Origin of the sequence: Pyxidicoccus fallax (genome assembly GCF_012933655.1) — a bacterium.
Classification (GTDB): domain Bacteria; phylum Myxococcota; class Myxococcia; order Myxococcales; family Myxococcaceae; genus Myxococcus; species Myxococcus fallax.
Genome location: NZ_JABBJJ010000118.1, coordinates 1 through 19,462, shown reverse-complemented (window position 1 = coordinate 19,462; position 19,462 = coordinate 1). Strand labels below are relative to the sequence as shown.

Below are 19,462 nucleotides of genomic sequence, written 5' to 3'. Positions count from 1 at the left end.
TGGCGAGCCTCCTCGACTGGAAGCCGAGCAGCGGTCCCAAGAGCCGCACCTGGCAGAAGTTCATCCACGGGGAGCACATCTCCGCCGACACGCGCGCTGCCATCCTGCGGGAGCTGGGGAGGACCCTGGTGCGAGGTGTCGGGGAGGTGCGCACTCCGGAGGGATTGCCCTGTTCGGAGGAGATGGCCGCGGAGGCGATAAGCCTCATCGTCCATGCCCACGCCTCATGGTGGGACGGGCTGTGCTCCCAGCTCGAGGAGGCGATTCCCACGGAGCCAACGGAGTTCATCAACTCGGTCGCGCTCCGGCTGGTGGTTGTCGAGCTGGCGGTGCGCTTCGGGGCGCTCCTCGCATCCTGGGGCGTGAAGCTCGAACCCATGGAGCAGGAGAAGGTCGACACGGAGAAGGTGTTGTTGCCGGTGCTGCTGCGCGAGGTCCTCCAGCACTTCAAGGTCACCCGCGCGGCACTCGCCAAGGAACTCGATGTCTCCAAGGAGGCGGTGGACCAGTGGCTCGCCACGGATGCCGTTGTCAGGGTCGCGCTGGTCGATGACATCGCGGAGGTCATCGCCGAGAAGACGGGTGGCGACTGGACCCGGTTGAGCGCGTTCCTACGGGCGGCCCGGCTGCTGACCCTGGTGTTCAAGGCCCTGCGTGACAGGGTGGGCAAGGAGACGTCGGACGAACTCGTGGGAGCCTTGCTGCGGCTGACCCAGGTGGCCCTGGTGTCGTTCCACGAGCAGGTCGACGGACTCGACGGTCAGCGGCGTGTCATGGCCCTTGGCGAGCCGCTGAGTCTCGGTTCGGCGCTGGAAATGGGTCAGCGGGCGCGGGACGCGATGTTGGCTCGGGAGCAGGATGACTTCTGGAAGGGCGCCATCCGTGCCATGCCCGGGGACTGGAAAGGACATCTGGCCGATGCGCTGATCTTCGAGCGCCGGCGTTGTGAGCTCAGGAACATCCGTGCCCAAGAGGGACTCCAGTTCCTGGATATCGACGGGGAGCAGATGCACCTGTCGGGATTGGTCAGGGCGCTCGTTCCCGAGGATGCCTTGCCTCCGGCGCTCGCGCGGCTCCTCCATGAGCCGCCAGAGGTGCTCAACAAGGCGCGGCTTGAGCTTTCCACGGCGATCTACTTCGAACTCAGCTCGAAGAAGGACGAGCCCGGTGTCTGGCGGAAGCTCATGGAACTCGCGGAGAGCTGCCGGGTGGCCCTGCGGGAGGTGAACGAGGAGGAGCGAGTTGGATGGACTGCCGTGATGTTGCTCAGCTACACGCTGGGAGCCGTCTGTCTCATGAAGGAATTCTGCGCGGACGAATCCAGTGACGTGTGGGTCTGGTGGGAGCGAATCGGCGCGGTGAATCAATCACTTCAATCCGCTCCCATCGTGAACGACCCCAGGTTGCTGGAGCTGCCGAGCCACGCCAGGGGTATCCAGGATTCCATCCGGGAGACCTGGGAAAAGCTCGACCGCATTCGTCAGGCGCGAGCGCACGCGACTCCAGGGGCCTGACGGCGGAGGTCTCTTCGGAGACGACGATGCCCGGAAGAGCCCACTTCGGCTCCCCGGGCATCAATCCCTACGTCACGCCGCGCTCAGTGCACGCGGGCCCGGGGCAGGTTGGACGGGGCCAGCTCGCCCGACTTGAGCTGCGTGGTGGACGGGCAGACGAGCGCCTTCAGGTCCTCGGCGCGGCGGCCGAGGTCGTCGAACACGCGCGTCCCCTTCGACACCGGGTCCGTCACCGTCGTCCCCTTCAGGTACGGCGACAGCGCCGCCGTCCGGCCCGCCGAGCGCGGCGCCACGTGGACGAACTCCGTCTGCGTCTCACCCGCGTGGCATCCGCTGCACGTGTTCATGGAGAACTTGTGCCGCGCCTCGTTCGACACCCCCGGCGCCCGCCAGAAGATGTCGAACGGAACCATCGACGAGGCCGCCAGGAACGGAATCCCATCCCGGCTCGCCGGCACCACGTGCCGCTCCGCGATGACGTCCGCCTCGTTCTGGCGGATGTAGCTGCCCAGCGCCTCCGTGTTCATGAAGTGCATCGCCGGCGTCAGCTTCGTCGTGTCCGGCTGCAGCCCCTGCGGGGTGAGCACGAACTCGCGCATCTCCCACGGCTCGGCGAGCGCGAACTCGTTGGTGCGAATCTGGTTCAGCGCGCTGCCCACGTGCCGGCCTGTCATCACTCCCGCCTTCGCGAACCGGTCCGTCAGCGCCTGCAGCTTCGCGTTGTAGTCCCGGTGCCCCACCTTCAGCCGGCCCAGCTCGTGCCAGTCATCGGCCCACTTCTGGATGTCCGCGTTCGAGCCGCCCGGCAGCGCGTACTCCAGGATGATGGTGAACTCGAGCGGCGCCCCATTCGAATCCAGCACGCCGAAGACGAAGCGCCCCTCACCCGCGTGCGCTCCCGGCTCGCGCAGGTCGATGCGGTTGACGATGGCCAGCAGCCGGAACGGCGCCTTGCTGAAGTCCAGCGGCCGGTTCGCCCCGCCGCTGCGCGCCTCCCAGGGGCCCAGCACCTGCGTCTGCATCTCCTCGCGCGGCAGCAGCGGCTGCCCGTTCACGATCTGCTTCGTCAGCCACGTCTTCAGCCACGCCCGCACCATCGGCGACGGGTCCTGCCCGCCCGCCAGCTCGCGCATCAGCGTGCCGAAGTGCCACACCCCACCGGGCGCCGTGCGCACCGGGTCCTCCACCACCGACAGCGCCGTCACCATCAGCTCGCTCGGCTCGTCGATGTTGCATGTCGTGGACTGGCACGCGTACCGGGACTCGCAGCCGTTGGCCGCGTTCCCATCGCAGTCGTACCAGCCCGGCTCGCAGCTGTTGCCGCACGTGGCCATCTGGCACACGCCCTCGGAGTAGGGCCGGTCCTGACACGTGGTGCCGCAGGCGCCGCAGTTGTACTCGTCCGACGTCAGGTCCGCCTCGCAGCCGTTGCCGGGATTGCCGTCACAGTCCGCCGTGCCCGCGGGGCAGCGAATCTCGTACGCGGGCCCTTCCGTGCACGTGGACTCGTTGCCCAGCGCGTCCCGCGCCGCCACGAAGACGCGGTGGCTGTTGCCCGCGCTGAAGGGCATGGTGGCCGTGAAGCGGCCCTGCGCGTCCGCCTGCACCGTGCGCGCCGGCGTCCCCTGGCACGCCACGTCGATGAAGATGCCCACCGTGGCGCCCGGCTCGGCCGTGCCCGTCACGACGACCTGGCGCCCCGTGTTCGTGTACTGCCACTTCACGTCCGTGATGGAGGGCGCGGGCGGCGGCGTGCTGTCGTTCTGGTAGGGCAGCGGGTTGGAGCAGGGCGACGTGGTCGTGGTCGGGTAGTAGCCGTCCGTCGTCTCCTTCGTCGCGCGCGCGGACACCGTCAGCTTCGCGTCCTTCGCCACGCTCCCCTGATAGGAGAAGTTCCCCTGGGCGTCGGCCGTGAGCACCTCGGCCGCCGTTCCCTCGCAGGTCGCGTTCTTGAAGATCTCCACCTTCACGCGCGGGGTGGCGCGCCCGTCGAAGATGGGCGTCAGGCTGCGCCCCGGCGAGCCCGGCCGCGTGGCCAGCAGCACCGGCGCCGGCAGCGTGTCTCCCGTGCCGCCACCGTACGGGTACTCCATCGTCGGGCCGCAGCTCGAGCCGTTGCCCGCGGTGTCGTACGCGCGCACCGAGTACGTGCCGCCCGAAGTGCTCGTCGGCACGCTGATGGGCACCTCGCAGTACGAGCCCGAGTCCACCACCGTGTTCGCCACCTCGGGGCCGGTGCAGCCCGGGCCGTTGTACACGCGCACCGTGGTGCCCGGCTCCGCCTCGATGGACAGGCCGCGCGCCGTCCCGGTCAGCCAGGTGGCCGACGGCGTCTGGGGGCCGGTGCGGTCAATCAGCACGAAGGTGCCCGTGCGGAGGTTGTTGTCCTCGTTTTCCTCGGAGACGCGCTCGTTCGGGTCCACCCGGGCGCCCAGCAGGTAGCTGCCCTCGGAGACGGCCGGCGCGGTCACCCAGGTGGTGTTCTCGCGGCACTCGCCCGCCCGCAGCGTCACGCGCGGGGTCGTGGCCAGCAGGACGTCGCTCCAGTCGAGGGTGCGGTCCTCCGACAGGTAGAAGGACACCTCCGTCGTCCCGGAGGCCGTGCCGATGTTGCACAGCCGCAGCTGCACCTGCTGCGAGCCCGCCCCCAGGTCCGAGGGACCGGTCAGCGACTCGATGCGGAAGTCCGGTGCTCCGGAGTTCGGGTTCGGGGCCGGGTCGTCATCGGGCCAGTCCTGCGAGGGAGGCGGCTCGACGTCCCAGTCGTCATCCGGGTGAGGCTCCACCACACAGCCTACGAGGGTTCCCGCGAGCGTGATTGCCCACAATCGCCTTGCGAACATGAGAGTTGCCTCGGGGAGCCAGGGGAGGTCCGGCCATGGGGATGATGCGGTGGCTCCGCCGATGCCCTGGACGGACGTGGCGCGCGCTTATTCACGGAAAGTCACGGGCTGGCTCCGCGTGCGACAAGGTAGGTTCAGGGGCCCATGGCTTCCCAACCCCACGTCCTCCTCATCGCCGAGCGCTTTCCCCCGGACATCGGCGGCCTGGCCCGCAGTGGCGCGCGGACGGCGGGCGCGCTGGTGAAGCTGGGCGCCCAGGTGGACGTGCTCGCGTGGACCCGGGCCGCCGCCCCGGGCTCCCTGCAGACGGTGGACGACGCGGGGACGGTGACCCCCTTCGCCCGAGGCGTCACGCTGCACCGGCTGGGGCTGTTCGGGAGCACGGACTTGTCCATGCAGCACACGCTGGACGTGCTCGGGTACCTGCATGCGAAGCGGCGGTATGACCTCGTGTGGGGGCACTACCTGTCGCCGCCCGGGTTCCTCGCGGTCGTGTTCGCGGAGTCGGTGGGCATTGCTTCCACCGTGAGCGCGCGTGGCAACGACGTGGACCAGCTCATGTTCCCTCCCGGGGACTTCGCGCGGCTCTTGTGGACGCTCCAGCGCGCGGACGTGCTCACCGCCGCGTCGGCGGACCTCGGGCGGAAGATGAGCATGCTGCTGGGGAGGGACCCGGGCGTGGAGGTGATTCCCAACGCCGTGGATACGGAGGTCTTCTCTCCGGGCCCCGCGGACCCGGCGCTCCGCGCGCGGCTGGGCATCGCTCCGGAGGAGGTCGTCCTCGGCTTCTCGGGGGAGCTGCGCCACAAGAAGGGGCTGCCGTTCCTCCTGTCCGCGCTCTCGGACGTGCGGCGCTCGCGGCCCGCGTGTCTGCTCATCATCGGCGAGGTGCGCGCGCGTGACGCCGAGCACCTCGTTGCCTTCCGCGCGGAGCACCCCGAGGACGCGGCGCGCATCGTCATCTCCGGCCCGCTCGACACGCCCGAGGCCATCGCCGCGCACGTGCGCGTCTGCGATATCTACCTGCAGCCCTCGCTGTGGGAGGGAATGCCCAATGCCCTGCTGGAGGCCATGGCCTGCGCGCGGCCGGTCATCGCCAGCGATGCGGGTGGCATCCCCGAGGCCGTGGACCATGGGCACAACGGCTTCATCGTGCCGAAGGCCCTGCTCAACCATCTGGGGCAGGCATGCCTCGACGTGCTCTCGCTCCCGCCCGAGCACCGCATCGCGCTCGGCACCGCCGCGCGGCGGCGCATCGAGGAGCGGTTCCAGGCCACGGCGGAAGCGGAGGTGCTCCGGCGCGTTCTGGCCCGTGCCATCCCGAAGGGCTCCTCGTAGGCGGTGGATTCTGACCGGACCGGTGTCGGTTCCCGCCCGGCGGCAACGCAGAAAGGCATCGTTGACGTCGGTCTCCAGGGCCGCTCAGCGGAGCGACTGCCCGGTGCGGGCGTTCCCCGCATAGCGCGGGAAGTGCGCCTGCCTCGGTTCTTCCTCACCGAGCAGGGTGAGACCGAAGGCAGCACCTGCCATGCGTACCTCACGCCAGGCTCCCGTCTACCTGGGGGCTCCTGCATCGGGTGAAGGAGTGCCCGCGTCGGCAAGTCCGGGGAAGTGGACCGGTCCCGCCTGAGGAATGCTCACGTCGATTGGCTCGGTTCCTCCATCCGCATCCAGCGCGGAGGGCTCGGGGCCATCTTCCTTGGAAGTGTCCTGCCCTACGGCCAGCTCGGGTTCCCCAGCAAGGAGCCGGCGCAGGATGCGGCCGTCCACGCTGATGGCATACCTCGCCCCGGCATCCAAGGATGGGTATGCACGGCCGCAGTGGGCGGGGTCCTGCAGGATGGCCACATAGATGACTTCACCGCTCCGGACGGCGTAGAACCGATGTGCCTCGCGAGTGTCGATGCACGCGCGTGGAGCGCCTTGGGAAGGGAAGAAGTCCTCGGCAGCGACCTGGAGCGCTCGAAGCGTAAGGCCATCAATGGGCGAGCCAGCCATGATGGTTTCGTAGCTCGGCATCCTGATGCTCGGGTCCTGGAGCTCAAGCCAGCCCTGGTGGCGACGGCAGCCCAGGGACGCGAGGATGAATAGCAGCGCGAGGCTTCTGACCTTCATGGTTGCCCCCTGATGGGGAGAATCTTCGGAGTCTGGTCATCTGACCAGACAACACGCGCGACCACCCTCCTCGTCAGGCGCCCGGAGTCGACCCTGTATTGGAAGACCTCATCACTCCGGGCAGGTGCATAATGGTAGAAGCCCGCGCACTCAGGCTTGCCATCGATTTCCCGGCCGAAGAACGCGGCGATGCTGATGGAGACCTGCTTCCCCTGAAACGTCGTGGTGGGGCCATGGAGCCGGGCCATTCCAGCAATGGCATGGAGGTCCGGTGTCGAAATGCTCTCGCCTCCAGCGTGATTGTGGAGCATCGCGAGGTAGGCGAGGGAGGTCCGTGGATTGCGCTTGTCCGCGACATGAGCCGGCAGGTCACATCTCCGCATGGAGGGGACATCCTGGACGGGACTCGTTGTCAGCAGGCTCATCTCGATCTGCTCGCCGTTGGTCGAGTACAGCCATGCTCAATATTCAGTCGCTGTCCTCCAGTACAGACTGAAGTCTTGATGGCTGCTCGGTACGGGGACCATCGCTCGTGGCTGTCGCATGATGACCGGGCAGGCAGCAAGAAGGGCAGCTGAGATGCTGGTGAAGGGGCCAAAGTCAGACATGGGCCCTGGAATACTCGTCAGGGTCTGCCCCGGAGCGGGCCGAATCACATCTGGATTCGGAGTCGGCGCTGCGCACGAGGTGGCCAGGAGAGCACCCAAAGGAACGTGACGCAGATATCCCATGAAGAGTCAGTGCAGCATGGGCGTTGTCGGAGGGTCAATCATCTCTCGGGCGAGCCGACTTCGTCATTCCGAAGCTTTCCTCATACGCGCGCACCAGTGCCTCCCGCGCGCGGCCCCACGGGAAGTCCCGCTCCACTCGCGCCCGGGCCCTCGCGCTCATCGCAGGCCCCAGCGTCGCGTCCGCGCGCAGCGCCTTCACCGCCTCGGCGATGGCCTTCGCCGAGCCCGGCCGTATCAGCATCACCTCGTCCGGCCCGGCCAGCGTGCGCACCACGGGGAGGTTGCTCGCCACCACCGGTGTGCCCGTGGCCATGGCCTCCAGCAGCTTCAGCGGGCAGCAGCCCTGCACGCAGTTGCGGTCGTTCACCGGCAGCGGCACCAGCACCACGTCGCACTGGTGATGCAGCTTCGCCAGCTCCGCCTGGGGCAGTGGCTCCAGAATCTCCACCGCGCCCTCCAGCAGCAGGTCCCCGCACCGGTCCATCAACGCGCGCCGCCCGTTCCTCCGCAGCGGGCCCACCAGCGTCAGCACCACGGGCAGTTCCCCGCGCAGCAGTCGGCACGCTTCAATCGCGTGGTGCACGCCCTGCCATGACGTCATCGTCCCGCTGTACAGCAGGCGCACCGGACGTCCCGGCTCCGGCGCTCGCGGTGGCGCGTAGCGGAACACGTCCAGGTCCACTCCGTTCGGAATCACCCGTACGCGGTCCGGGGCCACACCGCGCTTCACCAGGTACTCCGCCGTCACCTCGCTCGGCGTCACCAGCAGGTCCGCGCGTGACAGGCACAGGTCCTCCTGCGCCACCAGCTTGCGCAGCAGCTCCGCGTCCTCCGCCACGTCCGGGTGGTGGTACTTCAGCTCGATGGAGGGCAGCCCGTTCACCTCGTACACCAGCGCGTCCGTCAGCGACTCCTTGCGCCGGGCCACCGGGTAGCCCTCGAAGATGGAGCGCACGTGCACCACCGCCGCCCTCGGCCTGTCCCGCCACCACGCCCCCAGGTGCGAGCGGAACGACAGCGCCTGCTCCACCAGGTCCCGCCCCCGCGCCTCCAGCGGGTGGTACGTCACCCCGTCCGCGAGTGCGATGGGACCCGCGCCCACGGTACTGCCGTCCCGGAGGGCCAGCAGGTCCACGCCACCGAACGCCGCCCCCAGCGCCTCCACGAAGGCCCGGATGTGCACCGCCGCCCCCTTGGGCGCGGGGAAGCGGTCGAACGATGCGTAGATGATGCCGGTGCCGGACGGGGCAGGGGAGGACACGTCCCTGTTGCTACCCCGCCCGGCCCCCGGCCGGCAAACGAGGGCGTTTGACCCTCCCGGCGGCGCGCTCGTACGCTCACTCCTCTTCCGTCGCTCCGAGGGGGAGCCTCCCACCGTGGCCATCGACTTTCATCAGCTCCGCCTCGAGCGGGTCTACCGCGCCACCGCTCCGGTCCGGGGGCTGATGGCGGACCTCGACACGATTCGCGGCATCGACGCGGAGCTGGACCGGAAGCTCGCCGCGTGGAGCAAGGGCAAGCGCATCAGCGGCTACCTCGCGCTGGCGGGCTTCATCCTCGCGTTCATCCCCGTCGTGGGCGTCGCGGGGTTCGGCCTCATCCCATTGGCGCTGCTGTCCCTGCTCGTATGCAGCCTCGTCGCCTCGCGGTACCAGAAGCTGGACCTGGAGAACCGGCGCTACGAGCTGGTGGCCCGCATCCTCCAGCAGCTGCGCAAGGACATCGCGCCGGACGAGCCCGTGACGGTGGAGGTGGACTTCCATCCCGCCAGCGACCCCCGCCACCTGAAGGACCAGGGCATGGTGAGGGACTGGAAGACGCAGTCCTTCGTCCAGCGGTGGCTCTCGTTCCAGGTGCGGTTGCTGGACGGCACGCTCCTGCGGCTCGGCATGGAGGACCGGGTCCAGACGCGGAGCCGCACGCGGCGCAATCCCCGGGGCAAGTACAAGACGAAGCGCAAGCAGAAGGGCGTGTCGCTCCTCCACGTCCAGCTCCGGGTGAAGCCCGAGCGCCACCCCCAGCTCGCTGGACTCCAGGAGCAGGCGCGCAAGGCGGTGCGGCTGCCCAAGGGCGCGTCGCTCGCGCGGCTGGATGTAGCGGAGGACCGGCTCGCCCTGCGTGCCAGGATGCCGCACGACTGGACTCTGCGGGAGGACGTGAAGTCGCCCTTCTGTGATGGTCTCCGGACCACCATGATGTCCCTGCTGAGCCTGTACCAGGTGCTCAACTACTCCACCGGCCTGCGCAAGCAGTTGCCGGCGAAGGTCTCCCCATGATGCGCCGTTTCCTCTTCGTCTCGCTGGTGGTGCTCCTGGGCGCCGCCGGCTGCTCCAAGCCCGGTGGCTCCGACGCTCCGGCGCCTGGCTCCCAGCAGCAGGCCGCCGCCAGAGAGGAGGCCAGTGCCTCCGACAAGCTCAAGTTCAAGGACGCCGACGACCGCGAGCGCTTCTCCCTCAAGCAGAAGGAGGACGGCGCGAAGCTGGTGGACGGCGAGGACAAGGAGCTGGCGCGCTACAAGTGGAAGGGCACCGCGCTCAAGGTGTCCGGCCCGGATGACGCCGTGCTCGGCTACGTCGTCGGCTCCGCGGGCGGCGCGCTCACCCTGCGCGACGCCGAGCAGCGGCAGATTCTCTTCACCCTCGCGCGCCAGGGCCCCGGCTGGCGGCTCAACGACGCGAAGGGCGCGCTGCTCTACTCCGTGTCCCCGGACGACGAGGGCGCCGACATCCAGGATGCCTCGGGGACGGCGGTGGCCCGCGTGAAGGTGCGCGAGGGCAAGGTGTCCCTGCGCGACGCGGGCGGGCGCACGCTGCTGGCCACGAAGTCGCTGGTGCGCGCCGATGCCGCCGCGTGTCTCGCCTTCGAGCGGCTGGACCTCCCGCAGCGCGTGGCGCTGCTCTTCGTCCTCCAGTCCATGGACCGATAGCCATGAGCCCTCCTTCCGAAGCCCCCTGTCAGGAGACGACCGGCTTCCTCTTCTCGCACGCGTGCGGCGAGCCCATGGAGGCGGCGTGCGACCGCTGCGGGAAGATTCTGTGCAGGGACCACGTCTCCTCCGTGCAGGGCGAGAGTCTCTGCATGACGTGCGCCGAAGAGGAGGAGGACGACGAAGGTGACGAGGGGGCGGACTCCGACTCGGACTCCAGCCCCACCGAGGACGACCCGAGCTACTACTACGACGACTACGGCTACTACGGTGGTTCCACCTGGGGTGGCGGCTCGTCGAAGGACCCGAACGACTTCACCGAGGCGGACGGGGAGAGCCTGCGCAACGAGGACGATGCCTCCTTCGAGGAGGACCTGGGCGGGAGCTGATGGCCGCCCTTCGCTGGCTCGTCTACGCGCTCGGCGGTGGGATGGGGCACCTCACCCGCGCCTGCGCGCTCGCCCGGCTGGCCGCGCGCCGGGGCCATGCCGTCACGCTGCTGACGAACAGCCCGTTCGCCCCGGGGCTGCCGCTGGACGCGGTGCTGGGGCCCGGCGTCACGGTGTGGCGCCCGGGCGCGACGCTGGACAAGCAGGGCGTCCGTGAGGCCGTGGCGCGGTGGCTCGACGCCGAGCGCCCGGACGTCTTCGTCGTGGACACCTTTCCCCGAGGACTGGGCGGCGAGCTGGCGCCGCTGCTGCCCGGCTTGCGCGCGCGGAAGGTGCTCATCCACCGCGACCTCAACCCCGCCTACGTGGAGCGGTTCGACGTGGCGCGCGCGGTGGACGCGTTCGACCTGCTGCTCGTCCCGGGAGAGGACGCGCCCTTCGCCGGGCACCCCCGCGCCGTGAGGACCGCGCCGTGGCTGCTGCTGGAGGAGGGCGAGTTGCTGTCGCGCGCCGAGGCCCGCGGGCGCCTGGGCGTCGCGGCGGAGGAGGCGCGGCCCGTGGTGGCGGTGATGGGGTGCGGCACCCCGGCGGAGGTGGAGGAGGCGGGGGACATCGCCGCGCGGCTCCAGTCTCGGCTGGAGGGCTCGGCCGTGGTGCGGTGGCTGGTGCCACCTGGCGCGCGGGAGCCACGAGCCCCGGCGTCCGACGAGGGGCTGCCCTCGCGGTCCGTGCGAGCGACAGCCCTGCCCGCGCCGCCGCATCCTTCCGATGCACTCCTCGCCACCGTGTGGCCCGCGCTGGCCGTGCTTCCCGGCGTGGACGTCCTCGTGGGCGCGGGCGGCTACAACACGGTGCACGAGGCGCGAGCGACGGGCACACCTCTGATGGCCCTGGCGCGTGCCCGGCTCTATGACCGGCAGGCGCTCCGGCTTCGCGCGGAGGAGCGGGCCGACTCCGTGGAGGCGTGGGTGGAGCGCGCCGTCCAGCTCGCCCTCGCGCGCCCGGGCCGGGGCCCCGGGCCGTACGTCAGCGGGACGCGGGACGCGGTGGCGCGCATCGAGCGCCTGCTGCTCAGTGCTTGAGGTCCTTGTGCCCCGGCGCCGGGTCGATGCCGTGCGCCATGACGAAGTGGTAGAGCACCTGCGGGTCCTCCTTGGGACCGCCCATCAGCTCCACCAGGAAATGGCCCTGGGCGCCGGTGTCCGGGTCGGGCGCCACATTCACTTCGCGCACGTCGCGGCCGGCCATCACCAGCTCACCCACCAGCACCTTGCCCTTGAGCACCTGGACGATGAACTGACGCTCCTCCTCCAGGAGGGCCCAGTGGAAGTCGTCATGGTCGTAGAGCATCGCGTCCATGGAGCCACAGCGCAGGATGCAGTGCGTGTGTTCCTGGAGCCAGCGCCAGAAGCCATCGAATTTCAGGGTGCGTACCGGCTGGGAGAGTATGTCCATGGAGACCTCGCACGTGGCCTGGCGCTCGGCCTGCCACGGGCAACCCTCCTAGCACGCCCGGAGTCCATCGGCGCTGGTGGCGTGCAGGGAGACTCTTCTCGTGCCTGCCTGCTGTCCAGTGCGCGAATCCCCCTCGCGGCGTGCTTGTTCCTCCAGTCAGGAAGGGGGCGCCGTCCACCCATGCCCAGACTTCCGGGAGGCGCGCGCGTGAGAGTTCCCGCCGAGGGCCCGGTGACGAGCGGCACCCGTGTGCGTGCTGGACGGGAGGCCGCATGAGTCTGCGCGCCTGGCTCGCCGCGGCCATCGGCCTGCTGGCCTTCCTCACGCTGGCGGCCGCCATCTCGCTCGTCGTGCTGACGAGCGTGCTGGACCGTTCCACCCATACGCTGCGCAACTCCGTGGAGGGCGTCCGGCTCGCCGAGGAGGTGGAGGTCGGGCTGCTCTCCCATGAGCGGCTCATCCGGGAGGGGCTTCCCTCGGTGCCCATGGGCACGGGGCGCGCCTCCAGGGAAGAGCTGGAGGACACCCTGCGTCCCCAGCTCGTCGAGCTGCGGGACATCGCCGCGACCGAGGCCGAGCGCGCGCTGCTGGAAGAGGTCTCCCGGGACATCGACCTCTACCTCGCCCGCCAGCGGGAGCTGGCACGTGTCGGGGCCTCCGGGCTGGTGCCGTCGCTCGACGCCGCGCTGAACGGACTGGAGCAGGTCATCGAAATCAACGTGGCCGAGGCCCAGGCCGCGCGCGCGCAGGCGGTGCGCTCCAACCGCATGGCGGACATCGTGGGCTTCTCGCTCGGCGCGCTGCTGCTGGTGGGAGCGGGGGTCGTCTTCGTGCTGCTGCGGCGCATCGCCCTGCAGCCGCTGGGCGACATCAGCGAGGCCATGCGCCGCTTCGGCTCCGGCCGCAAGCGCGCCCGAGCGCCCGAGTCCGGGCCCACCGAGCTGCGCGACATGGCGCGCACCTTCAACGAGATGGCCAACAGCCTGGCCCACCAGCAGGAGCAGCAGCTCGCCTTCCTCGCTGGCGTGGCCCACGAGCTGCGCAACCCGCTGTCCGCCCTCAAGTTGTCCACGGCGCTGACGGGCCGGGGCCGCGTGCCGCTCACCCCCGAGCGCATGGAGCGCACCCTGGCGCTGGTGAACCGGCAGGTGGAGCGGTTGGACCGGATGGTGGGGGACCTGCTCGACGCCACCCGCATCGAGGCCGGCAAGCTGGAGCTGCGGCCCGAGGTGCGCGACGCCCGGGAGCTGGCCAGCGAGGTGATGGAACTCTACCGCTCCGGAGACAGCGGCCACGTCCTCCAGCTCTCGCTGCCGGACGCGCCCGTGCTGGTGCACGCGGACCCGGCCCGGGTGGAGCAGGTGCTGCACAACCTGGTCAGCAACGCGCTGAAGTACTCACCCGCGGGCAGCCGCGTGGATGTGGCCGTGCGCCGCGAGGCCGGCGAGGTGCTGCTGTCCGTGGCGGACCAGGGCATCGGCATCTCCGAGGCGGAGATGCGCCTGCTCTTCGCGCCCTTCCAACGCACTGGCAACGCCCGCCAGCGCGCCCCGGGCGTGGGCCTGGGGCTGTCGGTGGCCCGCCGCATCGTCGAGGCCCATGGGGGCCACATCGAGGTGGACAGCCGGCCCGGCGTGGGCTCCACCTTCCGCGTCCACCTTCCGCTCGCCTCGCTGGAGGCACGGCCTCCCGAGGAGCTCCCCGGCGCGTCCGGCCCGATGACGCCTTCCGGGACGCTGCACTGAGGCTGGGGCTCCCGGGTGGGAAGTCTCGAAGCGTTGCCTGCCGCGAGTCGGCCCCTGGAGGCAGGATGCGCACAGGCGGCCCTGGACGTACCTTCCGGGCCACACCATGGGAGTTTGCCGGAATATGAAGATTCTGCGCCGAGTCGCGCCGCTCACGGCCCTGCTGGCCCTGGGGGCCTGTGCATCCCGTCAGCAGGCGGCGGCCGACACCGCCCCCGCGTCCACGTCCGCCCGGACGGCGACGACTGTCATGCAGTCCACGGAGGGGGGCTTCTCCGTCGCGATTCCGGCGCCGGTGAGCGAGGAGCGTCGCTCGCAGGCCACCGAGGTCGGCGAGGTGACACTCCACACCTTCATCGCCGTCCGCCCGGAAGCGGACACGGCGTACTACGTCTCCTACACGGACTTCCCTCCGGCCTCGGTGTCCCATGCGGACCCGCGGGACGTGGTGGCCCGCGCCAGCCACGGGGCCCTGGAGGCCCTGGGCGCCACGGGGCTGGCCTCGCGCCCGCTGACGCTGGACGGCTTCCCCGGCTGGGAGGTGGAGGGCCTGTCCGGCCCGCGCAAGCTGCGCGGCCGCTTCTTCCTGGTGGGGCCACGCCTGTACCAGCAGCTGCTGCTGCACCCGGATGGCAAGCCCCCCCACGACGCGGACGGCTTCTTCGAGTCCTTCAAGCTGGACCCGCAGGTGACGGCGATGCTCACGGGCGCGCCGCGCTCGTGAGGCCCCTGGGGGCCGCCGTGCCCTGACGTGGACTACCTCGCGGGAGGCTGCGGCGGCAGGCGCATGGTGAACGTCGTGCCCTCTTCCGCGGAGGACTGCACCTCCAGGGTGCCTCCGTGCGCGCGGACGATTTCGTGCGCGATGTAGAGCCCCAGGCCCAGCCCGCGCCGTCCCGGGGAGTGGGCACCCCGCCGGAAGGGCTCGAAGAGGTGGGGCTGCAGCTCGGCGGGGATGGGGTCTCCGCCGTTGTGGACCTCCAGCACGGCGAAGGACCCCTCGGCGCGCGTGGTCACCGTCACCGGGGTTCCCTCCGGGCTGTGCTGGAGCGCGTTGCCGAGCAGGTTGGACACCGCCTGGGTGAGCCGATGACGGTCCCAGCGTCCCGCGGGCAGCGGTGTCAGCCCACTGCGCAGCTCGCGCGCGGGCCAGGCGACTCCCAGTTCTTCCAGGACCTCCTGGCAGAGCGCGTCCAGGTGCGTGGGCACGGGCTCCAGGGGGAAGCCGTCCCCCAGCCGCACGCGGGTGAAGTCCAGCAGGTCGCCAATCATGCGCTCCATGCCGGCGGCGCTCCGGGCGATGCGGGCCACCATGCGGCCCTGGCGCTCGTCCAGTGTGCCCGCGTGCAGCAGCGCGTTGGCGCCCGCGAGGATGGCGCTCAGCGGGTTGCGCAGGTCATGGCTGACGACGCCGAGGAAGTGCTCACGGAAGCGCGAGGTGCGCTCGCGCTCCTTCTCGGCGCGCAGGCGCTCGGTGACGTCGAGGATGGTGCTGACGTAGCCCGCCACGGTGCCGTCCGGCAGCACGTGGGGCACATAGGTGGCGTTGATGGTGCGGGTGCCGCCGCGGTAGGGCACCGGCCGCTCGAAGTGGACGCGCTGGCCCGCGAGCGCCACGTGCATGGGGGTGCGCAGCAGCTCGTAGGCGGCCTCGCCGACGACCTCGCGCACGGTGCGGCCGAGCATCGCCTCGCGGGGCAGGTCGAACCATGTGGCGTAGGCCGTGTTGGCGAAGAGGTAGCGCTCCCTCGCGTCCACGTACGCCAGCATCACCGGCGCCGCGTCCGCCACCACGCGCAGCCGCTGCGCGTAGGTCTCCAGGTCCTCGGCGGGCAGGGGTGGAAAAGGGGGGCGCAACACATCTCGGCCGTAACACGGCCGCAAGCCCGTCGCTCACGCGCGGGACCGGACGTTCAGCGCCGGACGCTGTGAGCGTGTGCCAGCAGGCAGTCAGCACCCGCTGGCGATGAAGGGCTCCGAGTGCTTCCCCGGGCCGTCGAACAGTGGCGCATCCCCTCGGCGTTGGCCGCGGTGATGGCTCATGCGCTATGGAATCACTCCCATGAATCTCTCGGCCGTGGACCTGAACCTCTTCCTCGTGCTGCACGCGGTGCTGGAGACAGGCAGCGCCACGGGAGCGGCGCGGCAGCTCCACGTCACCCAGTCCGCGGTGAGCAACGCGCTGGCGCGGCTGCGGGACGTGCTGGGAGACCCGCTCCTGGTGCGCAGCGGGAAGGGGCTGGTGCCCACGCCCCGGTGCGAGGCGCTGCGGCCCCTCATCACCTCCGCCGTGGCGCAGCTCCAGGCGGCGGTGGACGGCCAGCAGTTCGACCCGGCGGAGAGCACGCGCGAGTTCACGATTTCCTGCGGAGACAACCAGGTCCTCTGCGACATGCCGCTCATCGTCGAGGCGTTCTCCCGGCACATGCCCCGGGCGCGGCTGCGCGTGGTGAGCATCGACTACATCGTCGCGAACGACGGGCTGGCGAGCGGTGACGTGGACGCCGCCCTGGCGCCCACGCAGGTGGGCGCGCGCGAGGGCTACTTCGCGGAGCCGCTCTACCAGGAGGAGGTGGCCTTCGTCGCCCGGAAGGACCACCCGCGCCTGCGTGGCACGGTGCTGACGAAGGAGCTGTTCAACGAGGTGCAGCACGTGGACCTGCACGTCGCCCAGGGCCGTCCCGGCGTGGGCCACCGCCTCTTCGAGCAGTTCATGAAGGAGCACGGCCTGCGGCGGAACATCGCGCTCACCGTGTCCCAGTTCATCGCCGCGGGCGTCGCCGCCAGCCGCTCGGACTACGTGGCCGGGATGCCCGGGCGGACGGCGGAGGCCCTGTGCGCCATGCTGCCGCTGAAGCGGCTGAAGCTGGACCCCGACCCGGGCGTCATGCCGATGGCGCTCATCTGGCACACCCGCACGCACGCGGACGCGGGCTCCCGCGCCTTCCGGGAGCTGGTCATCGACGCGCTCAGGAACGACAGTGTGCCGCGACGGCCGCCAGCAGCTCGTCCATCTCGAAGGGCTTCTTGATGATGGCCTTGATGCCCGGGAACGTGCCCCGCCCGCTGGCGGTGACGAGGATGACGGGCAGTGCGGCCAGCTCGGCCTGCTTCTGCAGGTGACCGACGAACTCCTCCCCGTCCATGACGGGCATCATCAGGTCCAGCAGGATGATGCAGGGGCGCACCGGCGGCTGGCGGTTCAACAGCTCCAGCGCCTCGCGGCCGTTGTCGGCCTGCACCACGGAGTAGCCCTCGAACGAGAGGATGTCCTGGACGGCCTCACGGATATCGGGGTCGTCGTCCACCACCAGGACGGGGGCTGATGCGGGGCTCACCCCGCCATTCTCCAGGGAACGGCGGGAATGGGAAGGGGGAATACACGGGAGTGTCTCGGGAATGTCTCAGGGCACGCGATGCTCCCGGAGGGTGACACGCAGCGTGTAACCGCCCGGCGCCGCCTCCACCCGGACGAAGTCCCGCGCGTGCGGCGTGTCCAGGCGCAGGGTGGCCCCCTCTCCGTTGCGCTCCCAGGCCACCACCGCCAGGTCGTCCAGGGCCGTCAGTCCCTGGCCCTTGGAGGGCGGCGCGCTGCGGACGGCCAGCTGGAGCGCCCAGGGCGCGTTGTAGAGGTCCGGCCGCGCGGGCCCCTGCGGGAAGCGCAGGTCCGTGCTCACCTGTGTCCAGTCGAAGGTGCCGCCCGGGTGACGCAGGGCGTCCTGTTCGCCGAACACGTTGTAGTACTGGATGGGTTGGTACTGGACGACCACGCGGAAGGCGCCGGCGCCCTGGCCCCGCAGCCAGCCCACCAGGGTCAGGTCCTGGCGCGGGTTGCCCTCGGCGAAGCCCGGCAGCCGCAGCCGGTTGTGCAGGTCCACCACCGCGTCGCGCCGGTCTCCCGAGCCGCGCGTCTGGCAGAGCGCCGCGGCGCCCCGGTGCGGCGTGGCCTGGCACACGAAGCCCGCGCCATCCTCCAGCTCCCAGCGCACGGCCTCGTTGGCGTCACCGTCCACGTCGTGGTCCTCGAAGTCGCCGTGGAGCAGCACGTCGCGCCCGGCGCGCAGCCGGGTGGCCTGCGCGGGCCCGCCGCCGGTGTTCATCAGCTCGGCCACCGCGAAGGACTCACCCTCGCGCCGGTAGGGACGCAGGTCCACCGTCGCCCGGCCGCCCGCGTCCACCGTCACCGGCACGTCCACCGTGCGCTCGGACACGGCCGCGGTGGCGCCCTCCGCCAGCAGCTCGCCCGAGGACAGGTGCGGCACCAGCGCCACGTCGCCCTCGCGCGACAGCTCCGCGAGGTTGCGCAGGGTGAGCTCCGCCAGCTCGCCCGCGACGGGCCGGGGGCGGTAGTCCTCGATGTAGACGGGCAGGGCGCGCGCGCGGGAAATCGTCTCGCCGCGCATCTCCACCTCCGTCAGCAGGCCCACCATGGTCTCCATGCGGTCCTGGTCGAACGTGAAGTTCCCCAGCGATTGGGCAATCAGCACGCCGCGGTAGCGCTGGAAGCCCTGCGGGGTGTGCGGGTGGTGCGCGATGACGAGCCGGGCGCCCTGGTCCACGACGTAGCGCATCTGCTGCTCGGAGAAGCTGGCGGGCCGCTCGCTGTACTCGATGCCGGTGTGCAGCATGGCGATAGGGAACCGGCCCGCGGAGCGCTCGCCGGAAATCGTCGCCGCCACGCGCGCGCTGTCGCGCAGGTCCGCGGCGCCGCCCTGGGTGGCGCTGGCGACGTAGCTGTGCTCGTGCTCGTCGCCGCTGATGGAGCACATGGACACGAAGCTGTAGTTCGCGCCCGCCAGCGTGGTGCGCCACGGCTTGAAGGCCTCGTCCGGGGTGCGCCCCGCGCCGCTGTGGTTCAGCCCCACCTCGGTGACGTGGCGGAGCGTGTCGTCCAGGCCCGGCGCGAGATAGTCATAGACGTGGTTGTTGCCCAGGCTGACGTAGTCCACCCCGAGCCAGCGCAGCGCCGGCAGCGAGCCGGGCAGGGTGAAGAAGGCGAAGTCCTTGGTGCCGTGGGGCGTGCCCGGCCGGTCCGTCACCGGCGTCTCCAGGTTCACCGCGCGGAACTCGGCGGCCTGGAAGAAGGGCCGCACGTGGGTGAAGACCTCCTTCGTGCCGGGCAGCGGATTCGACGCCTGGATGAGCGCGTCCGGGTGGTCCTTGGGGATGCGGTCCCGGGGCGTCTGCTCGGACGGGTCGAGGAAGCGCCGGCCCAGGGACACGTCGCCGCTGAAGAGCATGCGCACGCCGCCGTCCTGGGGCGTCAGCCGCAGGGGGGACAGGCCCACCTGCTTCTCGGACAGGGCGCGACGCAACTCCACGGCGATGACCGCGGGACGGAAGCCCTCGGCCTCCACCTGGAGGAGCGCGTTGTGCCGGGGGAGCGCCGGGAAGCGGAAGCGCCCGTCCGCGCCGGTGCGCTGCTCGGCGCCGGCCAGGCGCACCGTGGCGTTGGCCACGGGGGCGCCGGAGGTGGAGAGCACGGTACCCTCCACGGCGATGCCGGTGCACGCGTAGGCGCGGCGGGCCTCGCGCTCGGCGGCAGGGAGCGTGACGCTGTCACCCGTGGGCTCGGGCGCGCAGGCCGATGGGCCCGGCTGCTGGGGCTCGGGGTCCGGGTCGGGCTGCGGCCCCGGGTCGGGATTCGGATTCGGATTGGGGTTCGGATTCGGGGCCGGGTTGGGATTCGGGCCCGGGTTGGGATTGGGCTGGGGCGCCGGGGGCGTGCCAGGGTCCTCCATGGG

17 protein-coding genes are annotated in these 19,462 nt (G+C 70.8%); 9 read left to right on the top strand and 8 right to left on the bottom strand.

The features are described from left to right. Positions 1 to 182: 182 nt before the first annotated feature. Positions 183 to 1,514, top strand: coding sequence for a hypothetical protein (locus HG543_RS24595; protein WP_169347287.1), 1,332 nt, complete (start codon positions 183 to 185; stop codon positions 1,512 to 1,514). Between the two features lie 83 nt (positions 1,515 to 1,597). On the opposite strand, the gene HG543_RS24590 is transcribed toward HG543_RS24595, so the two are convergent. Continuing rightward, complete coding sequence (locus HG543_RS24590; protein WP_169347286.1) at positions 1,598 to 4,303, bottom strand: Ig-like domain-containing protein; 2,706 nt, start codon at positions 4,301 to 4,303, stop codon at positions 1,598 to 1,600. 198 nt (positions 4,304 to 4,501) lie between these two features. Between HG543_RS24590 and HG543_RS24585 the strand changes: the two genes are divergently transcribed. After that, on the top strand, positions 4,502 to 5,695 hold the full coding sequence (locus HG543_RS24585; protein WP_169347285.1) for a glycosyltransferase: 1,194 nt from the start codon (positions 4,502 to 4,504) through the stop codon (positions 5,693 to 5,695). 216 nt (positions 5,696 to 5,911) lie between these two features. Here the strand turns inward: HG543_RS24585 and HG543_RS24580 are convergent, their stop codons facing one another. The 3 genes from HG543_RS24580 to HG543_RS24570 form a co-directional block, all read right to left on the bottom strand. Continuing rightward, positions 5,912 to 6,472: a hypothetical protein gene (locus HG543_RS24580; RefSeq protein WP_169347284.1), complete on the bottom strand. Its 561-nt coding sequence runs from the start codon at positions 6,470 to 6,472 to the stop codon at positions 5,912 to 5,914. Continuing rightward, positions 6,469 to 6,897 (bottom strand): hypothetical protein, encoded by a 429-nt coding sequence (locus tag HG543_RS24575; RefSeq protein WP_169347283.1) that lies wholly within the window; start codon positions 6,895 to 6,897, stop codon positions 6,469 to 6,471. Before HG543_RS24575 ends, HG543_RS24580 begins: the two co-directional genes overlap by 4 nt. Positions 6,898 to 7,237: 340 nt before the next feature. Further along, on the bottom strand, positions 7,238 to 8,464 hold the full coding sequence (locus HG543_RS24570; RefSeq protein WP_343073424.1) for a glycosyltransferase family 4 protein: 1,227 nt from the start codon (positions 8,462 to 8,464) through the stop codon (positions 7,238 to 7,240). Positions 8,465 to 8,579: 115 nt separating this feature from the next. Here HG543_RS24570 and HG543_RS24565 point away from each other — a divergent pair, with 115 nt between their 5' ends. Genes HG543_RS24565 through HG543_RS24550 form a run of 4 tightly spaced genes read left to right on the top strand, consistent with a single transcriptional unit; the run spans position 8,580 to position 11,600 of the window. Continuing rightward, positions 8,580 to 9,479, top strand: coding sequence for a hypothetical protein (locus HG543_RS24565; RefSeq protein ID WP_169347281.1), 900 nt, complete (start codon positions 8,580 to 8,582; stop codon positions 9,477 to 9,479). After that, on the top strand, positions 9,476 to 10,129 hold the full coding sequence (locus tag HG543_RS24560; RefSeq protein ID WP_169347280.1) for a hypothetical protein: 654 nt from the start codon (positions 9,476 to 9,478) through the stop codon (positions 10,127 to 10,129). The genes HG543_RS24565 and HG543_RS24560 overlap by 4 nt, the downstream gene beginning before the upstream one ends. A 2-nt stretch (positions 10,130 to 10,131) precedes the next feature. Further along, a complete protein-coding gene (locus tag HG543_RS24555; RefSeq protein WP_169347279.1) occupies positions 10,132 to 10,518 on the top strand; it encodes a hypothetical protein in 387 nt (128 codons plus the stop codon). Further along, positions 10,518 to 11,600, top strand: a complete 1,083-nt coding sequence (locus HG543_RS24550) for a hypothetical protein (RefSeq protein WP_169347278.1) — start codon at positions 10,518 to 10,520, stop codon at positions 11,598 to 11,600. The genes HG543_RS24555 and HG543_RS24550 overlap by 1 nt, the downstream gene beginning before the upstream one ends. On the opposite strand, the gene HG543_RS24545 is transcribed toward HG543_RS24550, so the two are convergent. Continuing rightward, entirely contained in the window at positions 11,590 to 11,973 is a 384-nt protein-coding gene (locus tag HG543_RS24545) for a serine/threonine protein kinase (RefSeq protein ID WP_169347277.1), read from the bottom strand. The genes HG543_RS24550 and HG543_RS24545 overlap by 11 nt on opposite strands. Positions 11,974 to 12,245: 272 nt before the next feature. Here HG543_RS24545 and HG543_RS24540 point away from each other — a divergent pair, with 272 nt between their 5' ends. After that, positions 12,246 to 13,718 carry a HAMP domain-containing sensor histidine kinase gene (locus HG543_RS24540; protein WP_169347276.1) on the top strand — a complete coding sequence of 491 codons (1,473 nt, stop codon included), beginning with the start codon at positions 12,246 to 12,248 and terminating at the stop codon, positions 13,716 to 13,718. A 124-nt stretch (positions 13,719 to 13,842) separates the two neighbouring features. Then, positions 13,843 to 14,442, top strand: coding sequence for a hypothetical protein (locus HG543_RS24535; RefSeq protein WP_169347275.1), 600 nt, complete (start codon positions 13,843 to 13,845; stop codon positions 14,440 to 14,442). Between the two features lie 32 nt (positions 14,443 to 14,474). Here the strand turns inward: HG543_RS24535 and HG543_RS24530 are convergent, their stop codons facing one another. Beyond that, positions 14,475 to 15,575 (bottom strand): PAS domain-containing sensor histidine kinase, encoded by a 1,101-nt coding sequence (locus HG543_RS24530; protein ID WP_169347274.1) that lies wholly within the window; start codon positions 15,573 to 15,575, stop codon positions 14,475 to 14,477. Between the two features lie 205 nt (positions 15,576 to 15,780). Between HG543_RS24530 and HG543_RS24525 the strand changes: the two genes are divergently transcribed. Next, on the top strand, positions 15,781 to 16,749 hold the full coding sequence (locus HG543_RS24525; protein WP_169347273.1) for a LysR family transcriptional regulator: 969 nt from the start codon (positions 15,781 to 15,783) through the stop codon (positions 16,747 to 16,749). On the opposite strand, the gene HG543_RS24520 is transcribed toward HG543_RS24525, so the two are convergent. Together HG543_RS24520 and HG543_RS24515 are read right to left on the bottom strand one after the other, a co-directional pair. Beyond that, a complete protein-coding gene (locus HG543_RS24520; protein ID WP_169347272.1) occupies positions 16,688 to 17,056 on the bottom strand; it encodes a response regulator in 369 nt (122 codons plus the stop codon). The genes HG543_RS24525 and HG543_RS24520 overlap by 62 nt on opposite strands. Positions 17,057 to 17,122: 66 nt before the next feature. Then, on the bottom strand, positions 17,123 to 19,462 hold a 2,340-nt coding region (locus HG543_RS24515; RefSeq protein WP_169347271.1), incomplete at its 5' end, for a CapA family protein.